Source organism: Nostoc sp. (assembly GCF_035638895.1).
In the GTDB taxonomy this organism is placed as follows: Bacteria; Cyanobacteriota; Cyanobacteriia; order Cyanobacteriales; family Nostocaceae; genus Nostoc.
Genome location: NZ_DASQZC010000319.1, coordinates 13,689 through 32,724, shown reverse-complemented (window position 1 = coordinate 32,724; position 19,036 = coordinate 13,689). Strand labels below are relative to the sequence as shown.

The window sequence follows — 19,036 nt, the reverse complement described above, 5'->3', positions numbered from 1 at the left end:
GTTGTCTTCTCTCCAGTTTTTGCTTTGGCTGGTGTAGAAGGTAGTATTTTTATCCCAATGGGATTAGGGTATATGGCAGCAGTTATTGCTTCTAGTATCACAGCATTAACGGTGACTCCGGCATTATGTGCAATCTTATTACCTTACGGTAACTTGCCAGAAACCGAGCCTTGGATAGCAAGATTTTTTAAGAAGCTTTATCATCCACTTTTAACATTTTCTCTGCGGCATTCTGGAATTATTTTAATATTAGCTGCTGCTAGTTTAATAGCATCTGCTGTGATTGCTCCCTCCTTTGGAAGAGTGTTTTTACCAGAATTTCAAGAGCAAACTTTGGTGAATACTCTCACTCTCTATCCTGGTGTATCCTTGGAAGCTACTAATGTAGCCGGAGAAGCACTTCAAGACGCGCTGAAGGGAGACTCTAGATTTCCTTACGTGCAGTTGCGTTCTGGACGTGCGCCTGGTGATGCAGATGCAGCAGGGGTGAATTTGGGACATTTGGATATTGAGTTGAGTAAAGCGGGGATGGAAGATAGGGAGGGAAGTATTAAAAAACTGCGGGAAGAGTTTGCTAAATTACCAGGGGTAGCACCGAATATTGGTGGTTTTATCTCTCACCGGATGGATGAGGTTTTGTCTGGGGTGAGAAGTGCGATCGCTATCAAAATTTTCGGTTCAGAATTAGAACAACTCCGCATCATTGGCAGCCAGGTAAATGAGGTGATGAAAACCGTTAATGGTGTTGTTGACTTACAACTAGAGCCTCAAGTACCAGTGGAACAAATACAAATTAAGTTCAATCGCCAAGCTGCTTCTCGGTATGGTTTAACAGTAGGAAAACTTTCCGAAATTATTGAAACTGCCCTCAATGGAAAAGTAGTTTCCCAAGTCTTGGAAAAACAACAAACTTTTGACTTAGTTGTGTGGTTAAAACCAGATGCACGTCAGAGTCTGGATACCATTGGCAACTTATTAGTTGATACTCCTGAGGGTCAAAAGATTCCTCTATCACAAGTTGCCATAATTAACAATGGCTCAGGGCCTAGCACTATCAACAGAGAAAATGTTTCCCGCTTGATTGTTGTTTCCGCTAACGCTAGCGGTAGAGATTTGCGCTCTATTGTAAATGAAATTAGAGACAAAGTTAATCAACAAGTGCATCCTCCCTCTGGTTACTATATTCAATATGCAGGGCAATTTGAGGCGCAAGAACGAGCCACTCAGAATATCTTAATTTTCAGTGCGATCGCCTTTGTCGTCATTACAGTAATTATGTATCTTTCAGTCAAATCTATCCCTTCTACCATCATGATTATGATTAACTTACCTTTAGCATTGGTGGGAGGAGTATTTTCAGTAGCTTTAACAGACGGTGTTATTTCTATTGCTTCTTTAGTTGGCTTTATCACTCTCTTTGGAGTTGCCACCCGTAATGGTTTGCTATTAGTAGATAATTACAATACCAAATTTGCTGAAGGGATACCTATTAAAGAAGTGCTTATTCAAGGTTCAATGGAACGGCTTAACGCCATTTTGATGACAGCTCTTACCTCTGCTTTAGGATTAGCACCATTAGTAGTTGAGAGTGGCCCTGGTAAAGAAATTTTACAACCCCTTTCGATAGTGGTGTTGGGTGGCTTGTTTACCTCGACAGCATTAACATTGTTAGTTATTCCTGCTCTGTATTCTCAGTTTAGGAAGTTTCTGGCTCCTAAAAATACTATATTCTTACAAAATATTGATATAGCAAAAAATCCAGTATTATAATTGGGCTTTTAAATTTGTTTCTTATTTATGAACTGGAGTAAATCAATGATTTCACTAAAATCAAGTTTGATTTTTATAGCAAGTGTAGGGCTGCTTTTTTTAGGAGCTTGTAGTAACAGTAATCAAGTAGCTACTACCGAAAAAAATCCAGCTATTTCTACCTCAACTCCAGCTTCGCCTGCTGGCAAAACATCTAGCCAGCATGGTGAATCTAAAGGAGGTCAAGTTGTGGAAACAGGAGCCTATCATTTAGAGTTTGTAGCTGAGAAAGAAGCTAATGGAACTCACATGGATTTTTACTTACAAAGAGGCGACAATCACGAAGCAATATCTAATGCCAAAGTAAAGGCTCAAGTTCAGACACCTGATGGAAGCCAGAAAACTTTAAATCTTACTTACGATCGAGAAGGTAAACATTATACTGTTTTGCTCCCAGAAAAATCCTCTGGTCAATATCAAGTAAAGATGCTTGTAGATATTGATGGCAAAAAAGTAGATGGTCGCTTTAGCTTTAATAAATAATATGAGAGTGTTGCTAGTCGAAGATGAGCCAGATTTGGGTTCGGCAATCAAGCGCACCTTGAATCTGGAAAAGTATGTAGTTGACTGGGTTTTAGATGGTAATGAGGCATGGGATTATCTAGAAAACCAGTGGACGCAGTACACTTTGGCTATTATCGATTGGATGTTGCCAGGATTGTCTGGGTTAGAACTGTGTAGTCGGCTACGAACACGGCGTAATCCTCTGCCAGTTTTGATGTTGACAGCTAAAGATCGGATGGAAGATAAAGTTGCTGGTCTGGATGCAGGTGCTGATGATTATCTGGTAAAGCCCTTTGGTATGGCGGAATTGTTGGCGCGGTTGCGTGCTTTGCAGAGGCGATCGCCTCAATTTCAATCCAAGGAGTTAACTGTTGGCAACCTAACTCTCGATTACAGCAACAGTATGGTTGTCAGTCAGAACCATCAAGGGGATAAACAGGTAATTCCTTTAACTAATAAAGAATTCCAGCTACTAGAGTATTTTATGAAGCATCCGCACCAAATTGTTACAACTGAACAGATTCGCAATCAGCTTTGGGAGGTGAGCGCAGAACCAGTTAGTAATGTAGTGGCGGCTCAAATACGTTTGCTGCGCCGCAGATTAGCTAATAGTGGCTGCGGGAACCCCATTGAAACTATGCATGGTGTGGGATATCGTCTCAATCTCACCGATGAAAGTCCCCGTTTTTAAGAGTGAAATAATCGTCATAGATATTCATTTCCTGGCTCCCCCAATCATCTGCAAACGTTCCTAGATGCGATCGCAAAATCTTAGCCTGTACTTTGTTAATTCCCTGAGAAGCTAGGTCAATCAATTTTTAATTTTAGATTTTAGATTTATGATGTTGGATTGACTAGAAAACTGATTTTGGGCATCAAGTCTAGCTATATGACAGACTCCGGTTCAAATGACAGTCCTGAATTACTCTCTGTAGCTCAAACTGCCAAGTTACTTGACGTAACCCGTCAGCGAGTTCACGACCTAATTAAGAATGGTCAGATTGTAGCTCGCAAACTTGGGCGTTACTACTATATAGAAGCTGCTGAAGTAGAGAGATATAAAAATCAGCCTACTGGAAAACCCCATCAGCCACGTAGTACAACTTCTCAAAAAAAACTCTATTGACAATTGACAATAGAGTACATAAACTCAAGCTATACCAACGTACTAAAGGTTAAATGAATGCTCCCGTTTCGATTGATTACAACTGATGCTGCAACTCAAAAGGGACTGCAACAGGTTTACATGAGTGAATATGGCATCCTCTATCAAGGAGATTGTCTTAAACTTCTGTCAGCCTTGCCTGATGAGTCTGTAGATATCGTATTTGCCGATCCACCTTTTAATCTCGGCAAAGAATACGGTAAAGGTGTAAGCGATCAGATGGAGGCGGATAAATATTTAGACTGGTCACAACAGTGGCTTAGTGAGAGCATTCGAGTGCTAAAAGAAGGTGGAAGTTTATTTGTATTCAACCTGCCGAAATGGTGCATAGATTACGGTGCATACCTCAATCAAAAAGGGATGTGGTTTCGACATTGGATTGCTTGCAGAATGCCAAAAGCTTTTCCTAGAGGTAAAAAGATGTCTCCTGCCCACTACGGACTAATATACTATACCAAAGGGGAACCAGCAGTCTTCAACAAAGTCTACACACCTATTCAAGTTTGTCGCCATTGTGGTGGAGAAATTCGTGATTATGGTGGGCATCGAAAAAAGCTTAATGAAAAGGGTATTAATTTAATGGATGTCTGGGATACACCAGAGGATGTTTGGGAGAATGCTGCCGAAGCTGATTTCACTGAAGTTTTATGGACATTGACAGAGGAAATGTGGACTGATATTCCACCAGTTCGGCATCGTCGGCACAAAAAACGAGTTTCAAACGAACTTGCTCCCATTATGCTAGAACGAATTATTGCAATGGCATCTAATCCAGGTCAGATTGTGGTTGATCCATTTGGTGGATCTGGTACAACATTTTATGCAGCACAAAAACTACAGCGTTACTGGATTGGTTCAGAAATTGGAGACACAGAGCCAGCAGTAGAACGATTGACTGATCTGGCTAATGGAATAATAGAACAATGGGAATCGGCAAGGGGAATAAAGAAATTGAAGCAACGCAAGACGACTGCATCACAACAGCAAATTCCTCATTCTACATAACTACTTCAGACCAATGCACGACCATCTGTTCCTTTGGTAATCTTTGGTACACTGTTATCTATTTGATCGTGTTCAATCACAAAGATTGCAAGAAAACCCTCTTCAATTCTGACTGACCGCCAAACATCAAAGTATGGCTCTAGCTCTTCATAATTGCCAATTCGATCGGTTAAGTAAGGGTAAAGTTTTCTACTTGGAAGTACTAAGACAGCACCTAGCAAAACACCTCGTAGTAATCCAAGAACCATTTTATTGACTGCTCGATGACTTGAGGAGATATTACCAGTTTCCCACTCAAGAGCAAAAAGATAGTTATCAATGATTTTTGTTGCATCCACTTTTCCTGGTGATCTAGTTGCATAGTTAATCGGACTTTCCAACTTCCATCCAAATCTATCTCTCAACGCAATCATGCAAGCTTCTTTAATTGGCTTGACACCGTTACCATGCTTTGTTGGGTTAATTGTAAAGCTGGATGTACCAGGAGGATACACGATTAGAGAGATAGCTTCACGAATTTCAGCACGAATGATAGACCAATCACTTGATTCTTCAAAACTTCCAACACTTATCAAAGAAACCTCTTGAACAATCTTCATAGGAATAGCAAGTGTACATTTAGCAGTATCAGGATTATCCTGCCTAAACGTTTTCTTCATCAGGCTCAATTAATCTGTAAGCTGCCAATGATGTTTTGTTATGAATCAAAATAAACTTTTTAACTTAACGCGGGTACGCTTGGCTCTGTGGTATGCGCTTGTCATGGCTGTGATTTTAAGCCTATGCGGATTCGGCGTATACACAGCCGTATCCCATGCTCATTGGGTAACATTAGACCGAGAACTGGAATCTGTCGCGGGAACGATACACGACAGTATCGAACTGAAACTAAAACAACCCGGACGCATTGAACCAGTTGTAAAGCAGCTTTTACCAAATATTTGTGTAATTGGGGAAAGCTGCATTCAACAGCAGTCAAGCTCTAAAAGGCATATTCTCAGCGCTATCCATCAAGGCTACTACTATCTACGTTTTTTTGATAATTCAGGACACTTGATTGCGATCGCAGGTTCTCATCCAGAGGGGCTTTCTCTAGTCTTTAACAAGGAACTTTGGCAAACTCTCAAAGACAGCAAAGACAACCCATATTATCAAATTTCTTTTGTATTACACACTCAAGATAATCGTGATTGGGGATACATCCAAGTGGGGCGAAGTCTGGAAGATTTTAGTAGTTATCTGGATGCTGTTAAATTAATTTTAGCCGTGGGATTGCCTACAACGATGGTTGTGGTTAGTGTTGCTAGCTGGTGGTTAGCAGGATTAGCAATGCAACCTATTTATCAATCTTATAGACAAATCCAACAATTTACAGCAGATGTAGCACATGAATTGCGAACACCTTTAGCTGCAACACAAGCAACGGTGGAATCAGCATTGTTGATGCCGAAAGTAGATGAAATCGAAGCGCGGGACATTCTACAAACTATACAGCGTCAGAATCATCGACTTACTTCTTTAGTTGTTGATTTGCTGCTCTTGGCTCGTCTAGACCGACAACCTCTGCCATTACGACATGAATGTTGCTTAAATGATATTGTCAATGACTTAATAGAGGAATTTGCAGCGATCGCATTTTCTGCTAAAGTGACGCTGACATCTGCAATCAGAGTCGAGCAACCTCTAAATATCGTAGGCGATTCTGACCAACTCTATCGTCTAGTTTCTAATTTAATTATCAATGCAATTCAATACACGCCACAATTTGGAAAGGTGACTGTTGTCTTAGATCGTAGTGAAAAATATGCTGTGATTCAGGTTCAAGATACAGGTATTGGTATTCCTCACCAGGAACTGACTCGGATTTTTGATCGCTTTTACCGGGTGAATAGCGATCGCTCTCGTAAAACTGGCGGTTCTGGATTAGGATTAGCGATCGCTCAGGCAATTATTCAGTCACACCAAGGTAGTTTAAACGTGGAGAGCCAATTAGATAAAGGTAGCACTTTTACTATTCAACTACCCTTAGATGTCACACCAATTTCCCAATTTAAATTGCTGTATCGTCGCCAGCCTAAATTTAAATAAAATTTTCTTACCAAACTTTACTCATATTCAAAATAAACCCAGGCAATACCGACTCGCCGATTACACTATCAGGATTATCCAAACATTCCTCTGGCAATCCAGGACGATAAATATAAACTTTACGCTGCTTACGGTCAATCAACCAGCCTAACTGTATTCCTGGCTCATTCATATATTCCGCCATTTTTTCTTTCAAAGTCTGGAGGTTGTCGCTGGGAGATTTGAGTTCGACTACAAAATCTGGACAAATGGGAGCAAACTTTCGCTGCTGTTCTGGAGATAAAGCATTCCATCGTTCCAATTTAATCCAGGAAGCATCTGGAGAGCGTTCTGCACCTGTTGATAGCTTAAATCCAGTACTAGAGCTAAAAGTCATACCTGTACCATCTTGTTCCGACCAAACCCACAACGGCCCAAATATATTACCTTCTCGGTTTCCTGTCTCTGAACCAGTAGGAGGCATAATTACCAATTCTCCAAATTTATTTCGCTCAATGCGTAAGTCACGATTCACCTGACAGAAATCAAAAAATTGTTCGTCTGTCATTTGCATTGATGACGGAATTTGCAAAACCAAAGGGGATGAAAACATCGAGATATCCTCCAGGTTTGGATGCCTAGTCAACTGACTATATTCTCACGCAAAAAAGAAAGACGCAAAGTTATATCTTTGCGCCTTTGCTTTTTATCCGAAATCATTTTCAGATTTACTTGTTAGGCTGAGGAGTCATCCGCAGATAGGGTTTGATTTCCTCGTAACCTTTGGGGAATTTCTCTTTAAGTACTTCTGGATCTTTGAGTGAGGGGACAATTACAACATCCTCTCCATCTTTCCAGTCAGCTGGTGTTGCCACGCTGTAATTATCAGTCAATTGCAAAGAATCAATCACCCGCAAAATTTCATCAAAGTTGCGTCCCGTGCTGGGAGGATAGGTGAAACTCAGGCGGAGTTTCTTATTGGAGTCAATCACGAACACCGATCGCACTGTCACAGTTGCGTTAGCATTGGGGTGGATCATGTCGTAAAGCTCAGAAACCTTGCGATCCGCATCCGCCAAAATTGGGTAGTTAAGGGTGGTACTTTGAGTTTCTTCAATGTCTCCCACCCAGCCTTTGTGAGATTCTACGTCATCAACGCTGAGTGCGATCGCTTTGACATTGCGCTTGTCAAATTCTGGTTTTAGCTTGGCAACTGTGCCGAGTTCTGTTGTACAAACAGGTGTAAAATCAGCAGGGTGAGAGAACAGCACAACCCAGCTGTCACCTGCCCATTGGTAAAAATCGATGTCGCCGTGTGTTGAGGCTTGCGTAAAGTTGGGTACTGTGTCACCTAGACGGAGAGCCATGAGAGATTCCCTGTAGTTAAAAGGCATATATATTCTAGTATCCCATCATGACATAAAACCCCTATTCCCCAATCGGACTTTAGCTGTTTGAAACAAAATTTTAGGTTGTCAGTACTCTCGGATAAGGGACGAGAGAGATATAAAAAATATTGACTAAATTACACATATATGATTTAAACTATTATGTTTTATCTACAGGTTTTTTATATAGAGAATTGCAAGTATCAGAACGATTCATTTGTTCGTGAGAATTTTTTGGTAGGCTTGGATTGTTTGCTTTGCGATCGCATCCCAGCTAAAACTTTCCAATTTTCCGTAGGAGCGATCGCCAAAGCTAAAAGCCACATCCTCGAACCCATCAGACCCGTAAAGGTGGAAATACCTAGCGTGGGTAGAGTTCAAGGCGCTGGCAATTGGCCAATTAAAGACTTAATTTTCTCAGGTAAGTATTTGCCATCAAGATTATCATAAAATATGTTATTACGATTAAAACCAGCTAAAAACACATCTAGTTCGCTTGGACAAAAATGATTGATAATAGCTTTTTTTAATTTGTCTGGTGAATTTATTAAATCCCCAGCATCAAATTTAACTTTAACAGGATTTAAAAATTCAAGCCATTCTTCTACTGTCTGAGGGCGTTTTTTAAAATCTAGCTCCATACCCCAAAGAATTGCTTCGTTTACCCTTTTGCTAATATTATGATTTATCTTTTTCTTTTGAGGTTCTTCTAGGTCTTCATGCTGTCTTTCTAAACTATCAGTTGGAGGTTTTTTTGTTAACAGATAGTATAGTGTTGCAGCTAGACCATAAATATCAGTATAGTTTCCTGGTATATGTGTTCGGCGACGCTGTTCAGGTGGTGCATAATTCTTTGTATATGATACAGTTATTGACTGAGTGCTTTCAGGAAGAAAATCTCGTGCTATTCCAAAATCAATCAGCACTGCATCATTAGTAGCTTTACGCACCATGATGTTTTGTGGTTTGATATCGCGATGCAACAAACGTTTCTTGTGAATAAAAACTAATGCCTTACAAATTTGATGAATATAATGTAATGCTTCTGCCTCTTGTAGAGGAGAACCTCGCTGGCTAAGAAGCTCTTCCAAGTTTTCTCCCTCAATATATTCCATTACAAGAAACAGCAATTCCAATTTGTCAGTATATTGTTCACTCTGATTTTTATTGCTAATCGGTAGTTCAAACTACTCATTTAAGATGCTATAGATTTTTACAATATTTTCATGCTTACAATAAAGTAAAATACTAGCTTCATTTCTAAATGAATTTATTGAACGATTCAGTGAGTCTTTTTTATTAAATTGAAGTAGTTCATTGCTTATGTTTATAGTCTTAATAACAAATAAATTTTCTTTGTTAATTTTGTCCCTAGTAAGATAAGTCATGCCAAAACCGCCTACACCAAGTGTCTCTTGGATAAAATAGCCACGCTCATTTAAACGCTGTCTTATTATCTCATTGCTATCCATATTAATTTTAATAATTCGCCCATTACTTAGTTCGTTCTGCAAAGATAAAAACGCATACGTTATTTAAAATTAAACTTTATATTATTTATTGAATTGCGCTTTTATAGTGAGAAGTTGGGTACTTAATCTTTCTAAATTCTCTCTTTCCATGTCAATAAATCTATTTGCTGCTCCAAGTAAATTAGAAATGTTATCATCACTCGCATCATCCATATTATCATTCACATAAATAAAAGCATTTCCACTAATACTATACTCTTTTGAATTTTTTGTTTCTGAATATTGTGGCTGAAATCGATAATACTGTTGTTGATCCTGAGTCTTGTTTTGCAGCTTTGTTGATAATAATTGCTCCATTTGATAATCAACCACTTCACTTTGACCATTCAAAGTCATATCAATCAATGGTTCTATCCATTTTATTTGTCCCCATCCAGCTATATCTTTAATATCTAATCCACGTACTTTCCTTCCTGTCCCTACTGATACTACTAACAAGTCATCTAAAGAAATGTTATCTCCAGTCTTTGCTTTGTAAGAATTCATTGCTTCTATAATTGCAATCGAAGTCGGATTATTAGCAAATACTCCACCATCAACTAACGTGTACTCTTTGTCTCGATGGTTTATAGTATCAATCCGGTAGGGTTTAAAATATGTGGGTGCAGCCGAAGTTGCTAATGCCGCATCTCTCATCTTGTAGCCTTTACAAATCACACGGAAGCACTGAGAGGTTTCGTACTCCTGTTCTTTCTTTAGGTTATTTGTAAAAAAAATCGGTTTTCTGAAGTTAGTAGCATAACTAGTAATCAAAACTTCCGTAAGTGCTTTTTCTATACATGTATCTCCCAAGTAATTATTAATTACGTCTTCTTTCCCTTTTCGAGTATACTTCCTACTAAATAAATCCTCTGCTTTTACCTCTGGTGCAAATTTATCCAGTATGGCTTTCAAAACTTTTTTGTGAAATACATTTAATTTTTTATTTTCTCTTCTTTGAAAAATTATTCTTCCTTCTTTTCTGTATAGATTTACTAGTTCTTTAGCTGTAAACTTTGGCTTTGTACTATCTTCTTCACTTGGTCTTGTAAGCCCTAATGCCAATATACCTCCTGTTGAAGTTCCTGCAATGAAATCAAAAAGCTCACATATTGGCTTACCTGTTTTATCTTCAATTGCTGCTAAAATCATTGCTGGAACAATTCCTTTAATACCTCCGCCATCAATTGATAACACTGCGGCTTTGAAAGTCATAATATTACCTTAAAAAATGATGTGTATAAAATTTCCCTAGATTTTACCATAAAATAGTAGCAGTTAATAAATAACGCATATATTATTTGGTGCAACAATTTAATATGGTACAGCAAGGGTTTTAAGCGCCCTTAAATTTCAGAGACTTCAATTGATACAGTTTTATCCTTCGCGATGCCTGCGGCAACAAGTTACGCAACATTGAAAGCCACTGATCAAGTCTAAATGCCTAACTTTCGGAATCACTGCTCATTTGACCCCATTTATCTCAAAAATAGTTGCGCCAGATCGCTATGGACTTACGTGTTCGCTTATTTCTTCTTTTTTAGCTGGATGAAACTTAAGCAAGGTAAGGATTTGTGAGGGTGCAACAGCATATAGTGGATTAACTGTTATTGTCTTAACAGTTTTTGTTCTTTATTCTACATTCAACCCTTAATGATAATTAAAATGAATAAGAACCCACATCAATACGTAGTTCCTTAATAACTAAGTTTAGGGGCAATACCAATTATGAGCATTGAAAAAGGCGATAGGGTTATAACTCCCAATGGACAAGGCGAAGTAATTGACGATAAAGTTTATAACGGAATATTTTCAGTCTTCTCAGACCCAGAAATTAAAGTCAAGTTAGATACTTCTGGACAAGAAAGAGATTTCTATCAAGAAGATTTAAAATTACAAGCTAAAAGACCAAGCCCAAAAGAAGCGATTGAGGCATTAGATAAAATGAAAGAACAACTTAATAAAATCCCTAATATGCCAACCAGGGAAAAAGGAGAGTTACCGAATCATTTGGAATATTTTAAACAAGATATTCAAGTTGATAATGAACTAAAAAGACAGTTAGGGCTAACAAATTTAGACTATGTAGATAAAACACTTCAAGTACTGAAAAAAGCAGATTCCACAGCAAACTGTTGGAAGGAAATAGAATCTAATTTGAAGATATTACGTTGGTGGACTAGAACAAAATAACAATGTTCAAACTGTCATCTTAAACAAAAAATACAGGTGTTAGCCAATTTAACCCATTTGATTAAGTTGCCAGAATTTTCTTGTAGGCTTGGATTGTTTGCTTTGCGATCGCATCCCAGCTAAAATTTTCCAAGGCGTACTTTTGGGCGTTTAATCCCCGTCGCTGGCGTTCTGCGGGATTTTCCAAAGCTTCTTGCAGTAACTCTAACAGTGCTTGAATATCTGTTGCACCTACCCAACCGGACTCACTATCACATATCTGTTGACAAATATGTACTTGATCGGAAATGACTACAGGTACACCTGCTACCATTGCTTCAGCTACAGCAATCCCAAAATTTTCGTAGTAGGAAGGTAACACAAATAAATCAGCAGATTGTAGTAAACTAACTTTTAGTTCACCAGTGACAAAGCCAGTAATTGTAGTGTGCGATCGCAGTGGTGAATTTTGAATTTGGGATATTATCTTTTTTTCATAATCTGGATCTTGAGGATTTGTCCCAGCTAAGACAAAATGAAACTTATAACCAACCGCTAACAGCTTCTCTAGCGCCGGAATCAACAAATTTAACCCCTTTTTCGGGTCAATTCGTGACATAAACAATACTAAAGGTACATCCTCTGGTATTTCTAACTGACTACATACATCTTTAATGGGTGATTGAGGCGGAATCACACCCAAGGGAATTACCAAATCTGGCGTAGATACTCCAAATCTTTCTGATATTTTAGCTTCTTGTTCGCTGGTAAAATGAATAGCTGCCGCACCAGCTAAATTTTGACGTTCTATAATTGCGACATAAAGCTGTTTTAATTGTTTTTTCTTCCGTAAATCAGCCGGATCGAGAGTACCTAAAGGACGGAAAATATAAGGTAGCTTTTCCTGACGACACACAATAGCAGCAGCACTACTTATAGGAGAGAATAGAGCATGAATATGTGCTAAGTCAAACTCGTGAGCATGACGTTTTAACCAGTTTAATAAATCTAGGGAAAATTTGTAGCGACGAAATGGGGCACAACGAAAGTATATTATTTCATAACCATCTTGTTTAATTGGGTGATTTAAAGGAACATCCAAAGGTGTTTGACCATTATCGCCATTACTATCAGTTGTGAGAATTGTAACTTCTACTCCCTCTTTTACTAACGCTGGAGTTAGCCCCAGTACCATTTGACTGGGGCCGCCATAAATTAGAGAAATTGAGGGAACAATTTGTAATATTTTCATTTTTTGTCATTTGTCGTTTGTATTCATTAATGATTAATGACTAAATCTTGATAAAACTCTAATTGCTCTTTAGCCAAAGCTTTGTTTGTATATTTAGTCATTACTTTTTGATAACCCATTTCACCCAGAGTATGAGCAAAACCTGGTTTATCCATTAATTGAACTAAGCAATTAGCAAGGGCTTGAGCATCACCTTCAGGAAATACTAAACCAGCATCGCCAATTACATAGGGAATTTCACCAGAATCAGAACCAATCACAGGTACTTGGCAAGCCATCGCCTCAATTAGCACATGACCAAATTGCTCTTTCCAGCCAACAGAAGTTAAGGTTTTAAACTTGTAAGTTGTTTCTGAAGGCAGTACTAAAGTACTCATTAAATTGATATAGCTTACAACCTCATCGTGGGGAACACTTTCTATCAAAATTAATCGTTCTTCAATATTGTTTTCTGACGCAATTTTGATTAATTGATTTTGTAACTCCCCTCGTCCCAGTAGAAGTAATTTCCAAGGTTTATCTTTCAAAGTGATTAAGGCTTGCAAAAGCGTTAATAAACCCTTCTCTTGCACAAATCTTCCAACAAAACCTACAATAAAATCTTCTTTTTTAATATCCAACTTAGCTGCTAAGTCTGGTTGAACTTTGGGAGTAAACAAACTTTCATCTATACCCAGTTGTGGCATAACTTTAATTGCCCCTTTATATCCCCGTTGCCGCAAAACTTCTGCTCCATCTTGATTGCCAGAAATAATGCCGTGGCTGTGATTGAGGTTATATTTTTCTAATAAAGCAACTGGTAATTTGAGATGATATGGTAAATTCCACCAAGTAAAAAATACATTTTTTGCCTTGAGTCCTAATAGCTGATTTAAGACAATCATCTGAGTATAAGCTAGCCCCCTAGACCCTTGTTCAACTTGGATGATTTGAGGACAAAATTCTTTTAACAAAGAGATTAAATCAGCACCGAAGGTAAGGAGTCCCTGATGATTTTGACTAAAATTAGAAACGGGAACTATTTTAAATGTGCCTTCATCATGGTATTCAGTTTCAATAATTCTATTTTGTACACCACCGGGTTTCCAGCGCTTTGGGACTACCACTGTTACTTCAATTCCCGGTTCTAGTTGAGATAAAGCACGTAGTTTTTCACAGTTGAGGTCTACGATATAAGTGTGACTAGCAACTAAGATTTTCATCTATCCTTTGTTATTCACTAATGACCAATGATCAATGACAAATGACTAATGCCTAAACTTGTTCATCTAATCGGCTGTAAATTTGACCATCATTCCATAGTGATTGAATGACAGTACCCAAGGCTTTGAAAAAACCCAAAGTGTAGAAAATAGCGCGAGTGGCAATTTTGATAGGGGAAGCGCTTTTGTGACAAGGTGGGCGTCCGAGAACGTGACAGTCAAATAAACGGGCGTATAAGCGTAAAGCTTGAGTAGCAGTAAGGTTTTTCAGCCCTAGTAGGAAATGGTTGTGATAAAAGGTGAGTTGATATTTTAGCGATCGCATACTAATATCATGACAACCCCCTGTTTCTTCGCCTAAATGCACCAAATGGGCCTCTGGGTCGTACCAAATTTTATACCCCGTCTGTCGCACCCGCAAACAAAAATCTGACTCTTCGCGCACAGCACTACCGCGAAACCTCTCATCAAACCTCAGTCCGTACTTAGTAAAAATTTCGCGGCGGAATGACATATTGCAACCCCTCGCTGTCAGTACTTGCTGAGGTTTGATGGTATGTACCAAATCAATATGATACCAAGCAATTCCTGGGTCCATAGCTTGGGGAGGCAGATATTCAATCTCTAAATCTCCTCCAGAATCACCCAATTTCATTCTGTCAAATACCCGTCCGGCTACAGCCCCCACCTCTGGATTTTGTAGATAATTTTTCGCATGGGCTGCTAACAATCCTGGGGTTAGCTGAACATCATCATCAATAAATAATATTATTTCACCAGATGACCGCCGCACAGCATAATTCCGCGCTCCTGGCAAACTTGCCCAATCTAAGCGCAACCACTTAATTTTACCTGCCCCCGCCATCTCTTCTAGATAGGCTTGAATTTCTGACTGGTGTTTTGCGGTTTGGTCTACCACTAAAACTTCAAAATTTGGATAGTCTTGTTTCAAAACATCTACAATGCTATCCCGTAGGGCTTCCTCTCGACCATAAGTCGGGATAACCACAGTAATTAATGGCCAATTATCCATGATTTTTATTAAGTGATTTTTCTACTTTGATAATAACCTTATAAAAATTAGTTTTCATTTACTTCAATAAGCTACTATTGCCTTAATTTAAATTCAGTCAATAGCTAAAAATTATTTATCCTCCCGCCGCTACTGCATAAAGCTCATCAAATAACTCATTTTGCTTTTCAGAGTTATGCACAATTTGCGCTTGAGCTAACGCTCCGGCACTTAAAAATTCGTAATGTTCTCGTTTATCACTTCTCTCAAGAAATTGAATAATTTGTTGCAATGCTTGCTCTGCCAAATAATCATAAGTGCTATTTAAAATTTCCCAATATTCATTAGTTTTAGTTTTTTCTTCATACATCCAATTGCTCCAGTGCCTAATTTCATTAATTGGTAAGTTTAAAATATAGCCATTTTCGCCATGACGAATAAACTCTGGTAAAGCGCATACATTCGTTGTAATTGCAGGAGTTGCAACAGAAAAACCTTCAATGATACTATAACCATAAGTATCATGTAATGTCGCCATTAATTGAAAATGACTTTGCGATAATAACTCAATAACTTTGTCATTAGGAAGATTTTTGTGAAAGACAACATTATTTAAATCTAATAACTTTAAATCCTCCACATATTTGGTTTTATCAGGAAAATCTGTGGGGACTCCTGAACCATGTCCCAGATCGGAAATTATATGAAGAGTAATAGGTAAACCTAGTTTTTCAGCTTTTTTAGCAAGTCTTAAAGCAACAACTCCGCCTTTGCGGGCAATGTGATTTCCTATAAATATAAGCTGGAGGTTTTGCTGTTGATGATAAAGTTTCGATTCGTTAACCCTTACTGGAAAGCTTGGATGAATTACATTCAATTTCTTACTTATTTTTTCTTTTATCTTCCAACCTTCTATCCGCTTAATTAATCTCAATTTGGCATAATCTGAGATAGCTATAAGTTTTTGGCAATTTTCTAGTGCTAATCGATTATTTAACAATTCATAAATTGCAGCTTCACCTTGATTTTGAGGATTTCTATATAAAAAACGATGATCCTCAAAGGTGATAAACCAAGGTTTGTTTGTATATAAAATTTTGTTGAAAGAATGAATAGCTTGGTATTTTCCCCATACAGGTTGGCACGCAAAAAAGCTGTTTAAAGGATACCAAATTTTTTCTATAGGATATCTGCCTGTGGGGAAAGGCTTGGGACGGATGAGTATATGCCGAGAATTTCGAGGTAGATTTGGAATGCTAAGATGCTTTTGACCTACTATGATAACTTTTGCCATTTTTTTTCATTTAAATTGTTTTTAGACGTTTTTTCTTATTTTTTTGCTGAGGGTTAGCATCTTCTATATCTTGTTTCTCCAGTTCTGGCAGTTTAAAAAGAACTCCCGCAAAAAACCAATAATAGACAGCAACCGGATCAACATCCAAAGGATAGTAATACGTGTTGTAGCTAATAAACAATATAAACACCCACAAAGCTGCTCCGTAACTGCGGAAATTACGGTTCTTTATAGAGCGATAGGTTTTAAAGCTAATAATTGTTAAACTTGTTACCAGAGCCAGAAAAGCTAGCACTCCTATAATTCCAACTTCAAAAAGTACTTTGGGATAGTAGGTTTCCACAAGCTTAGTTTGACCCATTACGCGGGCAGAGTTAGTTGCTCGACCTAAGCCGCTTCCTAATGGCCCGTCTACGTTTTTCCAATTTTCTTCAAATTGCTGAACGATAAAATCTTGAGGTGGTGAAGCCTCCCATCGACCTGTAAAACTCTCGGTTCTCTCTTGGACGACAGCAGGGTTAGTCACCATTGCTATTCCCAGAACTAGGGCAAGTCCTATTCCTATGGGGATAAATCGTTTTAGGTTGCCAATTTGACCAGTGAGCAATAGCAAAATTCCGAAGCAGATTGGTACTAAAGCTAAGGCGATTCTCTGTCCAGAAACTACAGCATTGATAAAGACTGTCACTAAAGAACCTAAACCGACCAGCCGCCATACTATGGAGGGGTCGGTGAAGCCGGTGGCAAAGGTAAAAAAGGTGCTAGAAATTAAGAACCATGCCCACTGCCAAGGAGCTACAAATGTCCCTGGTAGGCGAATAACTCCTTCTTCTGGACTATATAAGAGCGCTCCCCCAAAATAACACCGGGCTTCTAATGATGTGACAAATAGAGCATTTCCTTCAAGACCTCTAGTGCCTTGGCATACACCAGTTAGTAGTAACAGGTATTGAATAAATCCCAGCACGCAGCAAATCAGTATTAGGACAATCTGGAGGCGCGATAAAAATAGAAAATCCCGTTTATCACGAATTAGATAGTAAGCACAACCAATCAAGGGGACATAGCCTAAAAATACTTTTAGTCCCAGAATGCCCATACCTAATGGTATTTCTTGGGGTGCTTTTTCCAATAATCCCACGCTAGGCGGGTTAAATTGCTGTCCACCATTTACAAATAATAGTGTTAGCAGACTACAACCTAAAACAATATAAAGTGGAATTTTAATGCCTTGGGGAATAATTAGGGGTAGCCCCTGTTTACGGCAAGTCTGCCAAAGTCCAATTAGGGCTGGAACATAAAAGGCATCTTTAGCTAATTGGAGTATGGGACTATTGCCTAAATAGTAGGTGATAGTACCCCCAATAGGTACGTAAATGATGAAGGTATATAGCGCTTGACGCGGGTATTTGTAGGAAAGGGATATGACAAATATCCCTAAGACGGCAGGGACTGCTACTTTAATTCCACCTACGAAAAAAAGTAGAATGCCAACTAAGACGCTGCCAAAGGTGGCGATGGTGAGTAAGCTAATGAGTTCTTTGCGTGCTTGAGCTGCTTTGCGCTTTTGGGCTAACTGTTCTTTGAGGCTAAGAGTAGGAGTTTCTTTTTGAGCCTGTTTTTTTGATTTTTTATTTTTTGACTTGGATTTTGGCATAGTGGCGCTGTAGCCTATCAGCCTTAAAAAACAATCTATAGCTTACATACAAATGGATTAGAATAGCTATAGCGTGTACAAGCCAAATTCATCCTTAAGTGATTGAGTTAAGGTTTTTCGATTAAAAATCAGGAAGTTTAACTTCATTGAACCATAAGAAGAAAGATTTTCTCCTGTTTCTAAAATGTAAACGGCTCCAGGAAATGGTAATGGTTCAATAGGGTTAGCTTTATTTTCTAATATACCTCTGACTTTAGCGTGGTCTATATAATATCTGTAGTATCCATAACCCCGATTATATTCTGCGTTTTCTGGTAAGAAATTTAAGTCATATCGAATAATATTAGATGTATTGCATATTGTATAGAAATTTTTTCTTTTAATATATATATATTCACTACCTTCTTGATATTTATAACCTTTATCGATAAACCATCCATTAGAGTTAGGATGTTGCTGAATAAATGTGGCTAAGTTTTTACTGATGCAATCATCTGCATCAACTGCCATAGTGTGAGTTGGAGAAAATTGACGAGCATACATTAATCCCTTTAATATTTTTCGCCCTTTATCTGTTTCTCCTCTAGCTATAGGGTTTGCCTCGTTGGCAGGAGGAAAGTCAACTGTAATGTACGTAATCTGGGGATGGTTAAATTCTATTTTTGGTTGTTCATGGCAAACGACAATAGCGTGAAAATTAGGAGAGGTTTGATTGCAAACTGATTTGAGGCATCTTTCAAATAATTGGGTGACACGCTCCCAGGAATTGGAAACTTTTTGACTTTTAAGTGGAATAACAAAAACAAGCATTTTACTACCTTATAAAAGATAACCCAAGATAAAACACACACAGACCTCTTTCCTTATTATAAAAGAGGTTTACAACATACTTAAAAGTGCAAATTTTAAATATTACATCTTCCGCAAATCACCAAAGCTGGTTAATTTACAGAAGCTGTAACGACGAAAAAGTTCCACTTTTGAAAGGTGAGATAGTA

Annotated in this window: 20 protein-coding genes; 7 read left to right on the top strand and 13 right to left on the bottom strand. The window is 38.3% G+C overall.

Annotated elements, in window-relative coordinates; translation table 11 throughout:
• From VE944_RS15840 to VE944_RS15820, 5 genes are all read left to right on the top strand, one after another.
• The coding region (locus tag VE944_RS15840; RefSeq protein WP_324978596.1) for an efflux RND transporter permease subunit at positions 1-1,770 on the top strand (1,770 nt) is incomplete at its 5' end.
• Between the two features lie 45 nt (positions 1,771-1,815).
• Positions 1,816-2,292 (top strand): hypothetical protein, encoded by a 477-nt coding sequence (locus VE944_RS15835; RefSeq protein WP_324978594.1) that lies wholly within the window; start codon positions 1,816-1,818, stop codon positions 2,290-2,292.
• Position 2,293: 1 nt separating this feature from the next.
• Complete coding sequence (gene rppA / locus VE944_RS15830) at positions 2,294-3,004, top strand: two-component system response regulator RppA (protein ID WP_324978592.1); 711 nt, start codon at positions 2,294-2,296, stop codon at positions 3,002-3,004.
• A 159-nt stretch (positions 3,005-3,163) separates the two neighbouring features.
• Positions 3,164-3,439, top strand: a complete 276-nt coding sequence (locus VE944_RS15825; protein WP_324978590.1) for a helix-turn-helix domain-containing protein — start codon at positions 3,164-3,166, stop codon at positions 3,437-3,439.
• A 57-nt stretch (positions 3,440-3,496) separates the two neighbouring features.
• Positions 3,497-4,483 (top strand): DNA-methyltransferase, encoded by a 987-nt coding sequence (locus tag VE944_RS15820; RefSeq protein ID WP_324978588.1) that lies wholly within the window; start codon positions 3,497-3,499, stop codon positions 4,481-4,483.
• A 5-nt stretch (positions 4,484-4,488) separates the two neighbouring features.
• Here VE944_RS15820 and VE944_RS15815 read toward each other — a convergent pair whose 3' ends face one another.
• The gene (locus VE944_RS15815; protein ID WP_324978586.1) at positions 4,489-5,142 is read right to left on the bottom strand and encodes a PDDEXK family nuclease; all 654 of its coding nucleotides are present in this window, start codon (positions 5,140-5,142) and stop codon (positions 4,489-4,491) included.
• A gap of 40 nt (positions 5,143-5,182) precedes the next feature.
• Between VE944_RS15815 and rppB the strand changes: the two genes are divergently transcribed.
• Complete coding sequence (gene rppB / locus VE944_RS15810; RefSeq protein ID WP_324978584.1) at positions 5,183-6,571, top strand: two-component system sensor histidine kinase RppB; 1,389 nt, start codon at positions 5,183-5,185, stop codon at positions 6,569-6,571.
• 7 nt (positions 6,572-6,578) lie between these two features.
• On the opposite strand, the gene VE944_RS15805 is transcribed toward rppB, so the two are convergent.
• The 6 genes from VE944_RS15805 to VE944_RS15780 form a co-directional block, all read right to left on the bottom strand.
• On the bottom strand, positions 6,579-7,163 hold the full coding sequence (locus VE944_RS15805; protein WP_324978582.1) for a Uma2 family endonuclease: 585 nt from the start codon (positions 7,161-7,163) through the stop codon (positions 6,579-6,581).
• Between the two features lie 115 nt (positions 7,164-7,278).
• Positions 7,279-7,917: a peroxiredoxin gene (locus tag VE944_RS15800; protein ID WP_324978580.1), complete on the bottom strand. Its 639-nt coding sequence runs from the start codon at positions 7,915-7,917 to the stop codon at positions 7,279-7,281.
• 234 nt (positions 7,918-8,151) lie between these two features.
• Complete coding sequence (locus VE944_RS15795; RefSeq protein ID WP_324978579.1) at positions 8,152-8,319, bottom strand: hypothetical protein; 168 nt, start codon at positions 8,317-8,319, stop codon at positions 8,152-8,154.
• Positions 8,316-9,068: a serine/threonine protein kinase gene (locus tag VE944_RS15790; protein WP_324978597.1), complete on the bottom strand. Its 753-nt coding sequence runs from the start codon at positions 9,066-9,068 to the stop codon at positions 8,316-8,318. The genes VE944_RS15795 and VE944_RS15790 overlap by 4 nt, the downstream gene beginning before the upstream one ends.
• A 57-nt stretch (positions 9,069-9,125) precedes the next feature.
• Positions 9,126-9,410, bottom strand: coding sequence for a protein kinase family protein (locus VE944_RS15785; protein WP_324978577.1), 285 nt, complete (start codon positions 9,408-9,410; stop codon positions 9,126-9,128).
• Positions 9,411-9,491: 81 nt separating this feature from the next.
• Positions 9,492-10,664 (bottom strand): patatin-like phospholipase family protein, encoded by a 1,173-nt coding sequence (locus VE944_RS15780; RefSeq protein ID WP_324978576.1) that lies wholly within the window; start codon positions 10,662-10,664, stop codon positions 9,492-9,494.
• 513 nt (positions 10,665-11,177) lie between these two features.
• Here VE944_RS15780 and VE944_RS15775 point away from each other — a divergent pair.
• Complete coding sequence (locus tag VE944_RS15775; protein WP_324978574.1) at positions 11,178-11,642, top strand: hypothetical protein; 465 nt, start codon at positions 11,178-11,180, stop codon at positions 11,640-11,642.
• A 61-nt stretch (positions 11,643-11,703) separates the two neighbouring features.
• Here the strand turns inward: VE944_RS15775 and hpsP are convergent, their stop codons facing one another.
• The 6 genes from hpsP to VE944_RS15745 form a co-directional block, all read right to left on the bottom strand.
• On the bottom strand, positions 11,704-12,873 hold the full coding sequence (hpsP, locus tag VE944_RS15770) for a hormogonium polysaccharide biosynthesis glycosyltransferase HpsP (protein ID WP_324978572.1): 1,170 nt from the start codon (positions 12,871-12,873) through the stop codon (positions 11,704-11,706).
• A 26-nt stretch (positions 12,874-12,899) separates the two neighbouring features.
• Positions 12,900-14,075: a hormogonium polysaccharide biosynthesis glycosyltransferase HpsO gene (gene hpsO / locus VE944_RS15765; protein WP_324978570.1), complete on the bottom strand. Its 1,176-nt coding sequence runs from the start codon at positions 14,073-14,075 to the stop codon at positions 12,900-12,902.
• A gap of 52 nt (positions 14,076-14,127) precedes the next feature.
• Positions 14,128-15,108 carry a hormogonium polysaccharide biosynthesis glycosyltransferase HpsN gene (gene hpsN, locus VE944_RS15760; RefSeq protein ID WP_324978568.1) on the bottom strand — a complete coding sequence of 327 codons (981 nt, stop codon included), beginning with the start codon at positions 15,106-15,108 and terminating at the stop codon, positions 14,128-14,130.
• A gap of 115 nt (positions 15,109-15,223) precedes the next feature.
• Positions 15,224-16,381, bottom strand: coding sequence for a glycosyltransferase family 4 protein (locus VE944_RS15755; RefSeq protein WP_324978566.1), 1,158 nt, complete (start codon positions 16,379-16,381; stop codon positions 15,224-15,226).
• Positions 16,382-16,391: 10 nt separating this feature from the next.
• Complete coding sequence (gene hpsL / locus VE944_RS15750) at positions 16,392-18,038, bottom strand: hormogonium polysaccharide biosynthesis protein HpsL (protein ID WP_324978564.1); 1,647 nt, start codon at positions 18,036-18,038, stop codon at positions 16,392-16,394.
• 66 nt (positions 18,039-18,104) lie between these two features.
• Positions 18,105-18,848, bottom strand: coding sequence for a glycosyltransferase family 2 protein (locus VE944_RS15745; RefSeq protein WP_324978562.1), 744 nt, complete (start codon positions 18,846-18,848; stop codon positions 18,105-18,107).
• Between the last annotated feature and the right edge of the window lie 188 nt (positions 18,849-19,036).

Bases quoted from the DNA above. Each gene is read 5' to 3' on its own strand.
- rppA (WP_324978592.1), top strand. From the start codon at position 2,294: ATGAGAGTGTTGCTAGTCGAAGATGAGCCAGATTTGGGTTCGGCAATC.
- VE944_RS15775 (WP_324978574.1), top strand. From the start codon at position 11,178: ATGAGCATTGAAAAAGGCGATAGGGTTATAACTCCCAATGGACAAGGC.
- VE944_RS15745 (WP_324978562.1), bottom strand. From the start codon at position 18,848: ATGCTTGTTTTTGTTATTCCACTTAAAAGTCAAAAAGTTTCCAATTCC.
- VE944_RS15835 (WP_324978594.1), top strand. From the start codon at position 1,816: ATGATTTCACTAAAATCAAGTTTGATTTTTATAGCAAGTGTAGGGCTG.
- rppB (WP_324978584.1), top strand. From the start codon at position 5,183: ATGAATCAAAATAAACTTTTTAACTTAACGCGGGTACGCTTGGCTCTG.
- VE944_RS15805 (WP_324978582.1), bottom strand. From the start codon at position 7,163: ATGTTTTCATCCCCTTTGGTTTTGCAAATTCCGTCATCAATGCAAATG.
- VE944_RS15815 (WP_324978586.1), bottom strand. From the start codon at position 5,142: ATGAAGAAAACGTTTAGGCAGGATAATCCTGATACTGCTAAATGTACA.
- VE944_RS15780 (WP_324978576.1), bottom strand. From the start codon at position 10,664: ATGACTTTCAAAGCCGCAGTGTTATCAATTGATGGCGGAGGTATTAAA.
- hpsO (WP_324978570.1), bottom strand. From the start codon at position 14,075: ATGAAAATCTTAGTTGCTAGTCACACTTATATCGTAGACCTCAACTGT.
- hpsN (WP_324978568.1), bottom strand. From the start codon at position 15,108: ATGGATAATTGGCCATTAATTACTGTGGTTATCCCGACTTATGGTCGA.
- VE944_RS15800 (WP_324978580.1), bottom strand. From the start codon at position 7,917: ATGGCTCTCCGTCTAGGTGACACAGTACCCAACTTTACGCAAGCCTCA.
- hpsL (WP_324978564.1), bottom strand. From the start codon at position 18,038: ATGCCAAAATCCAAGTCAAAAAATAAAAAATCAAAAAAACAGGCTCAA.
- VE944_RS15820 (WP_324978588.1), top strand. From the start codon at position 3,497: ATGCTCCCGTTTCGATTGATTACAACTGATGCTGCAACTCAAAAGGGA.
- hpsP (WP_324978572.1), bottom strand. From the start codon at position 12,873: ATGAAAATATTACAAATTGTTCCCTCAATTTCTCTAATTTATGGCGGC.
- VE944_RS15785 (WP_324978577.1), bottom strand. From the start codon at position 9,410: ATGGATAGCAATGAGATAATAAGACAGCGTTTAAATGAGCGTGGCTAT.
- VE944_RS15755 (WP_324978566.1), bottom strand. From the start codon at position 16,381: ATGGCAAAAGTTATCATAGTAGGTCAAAAGCATCTTAGCATTCCAAAT.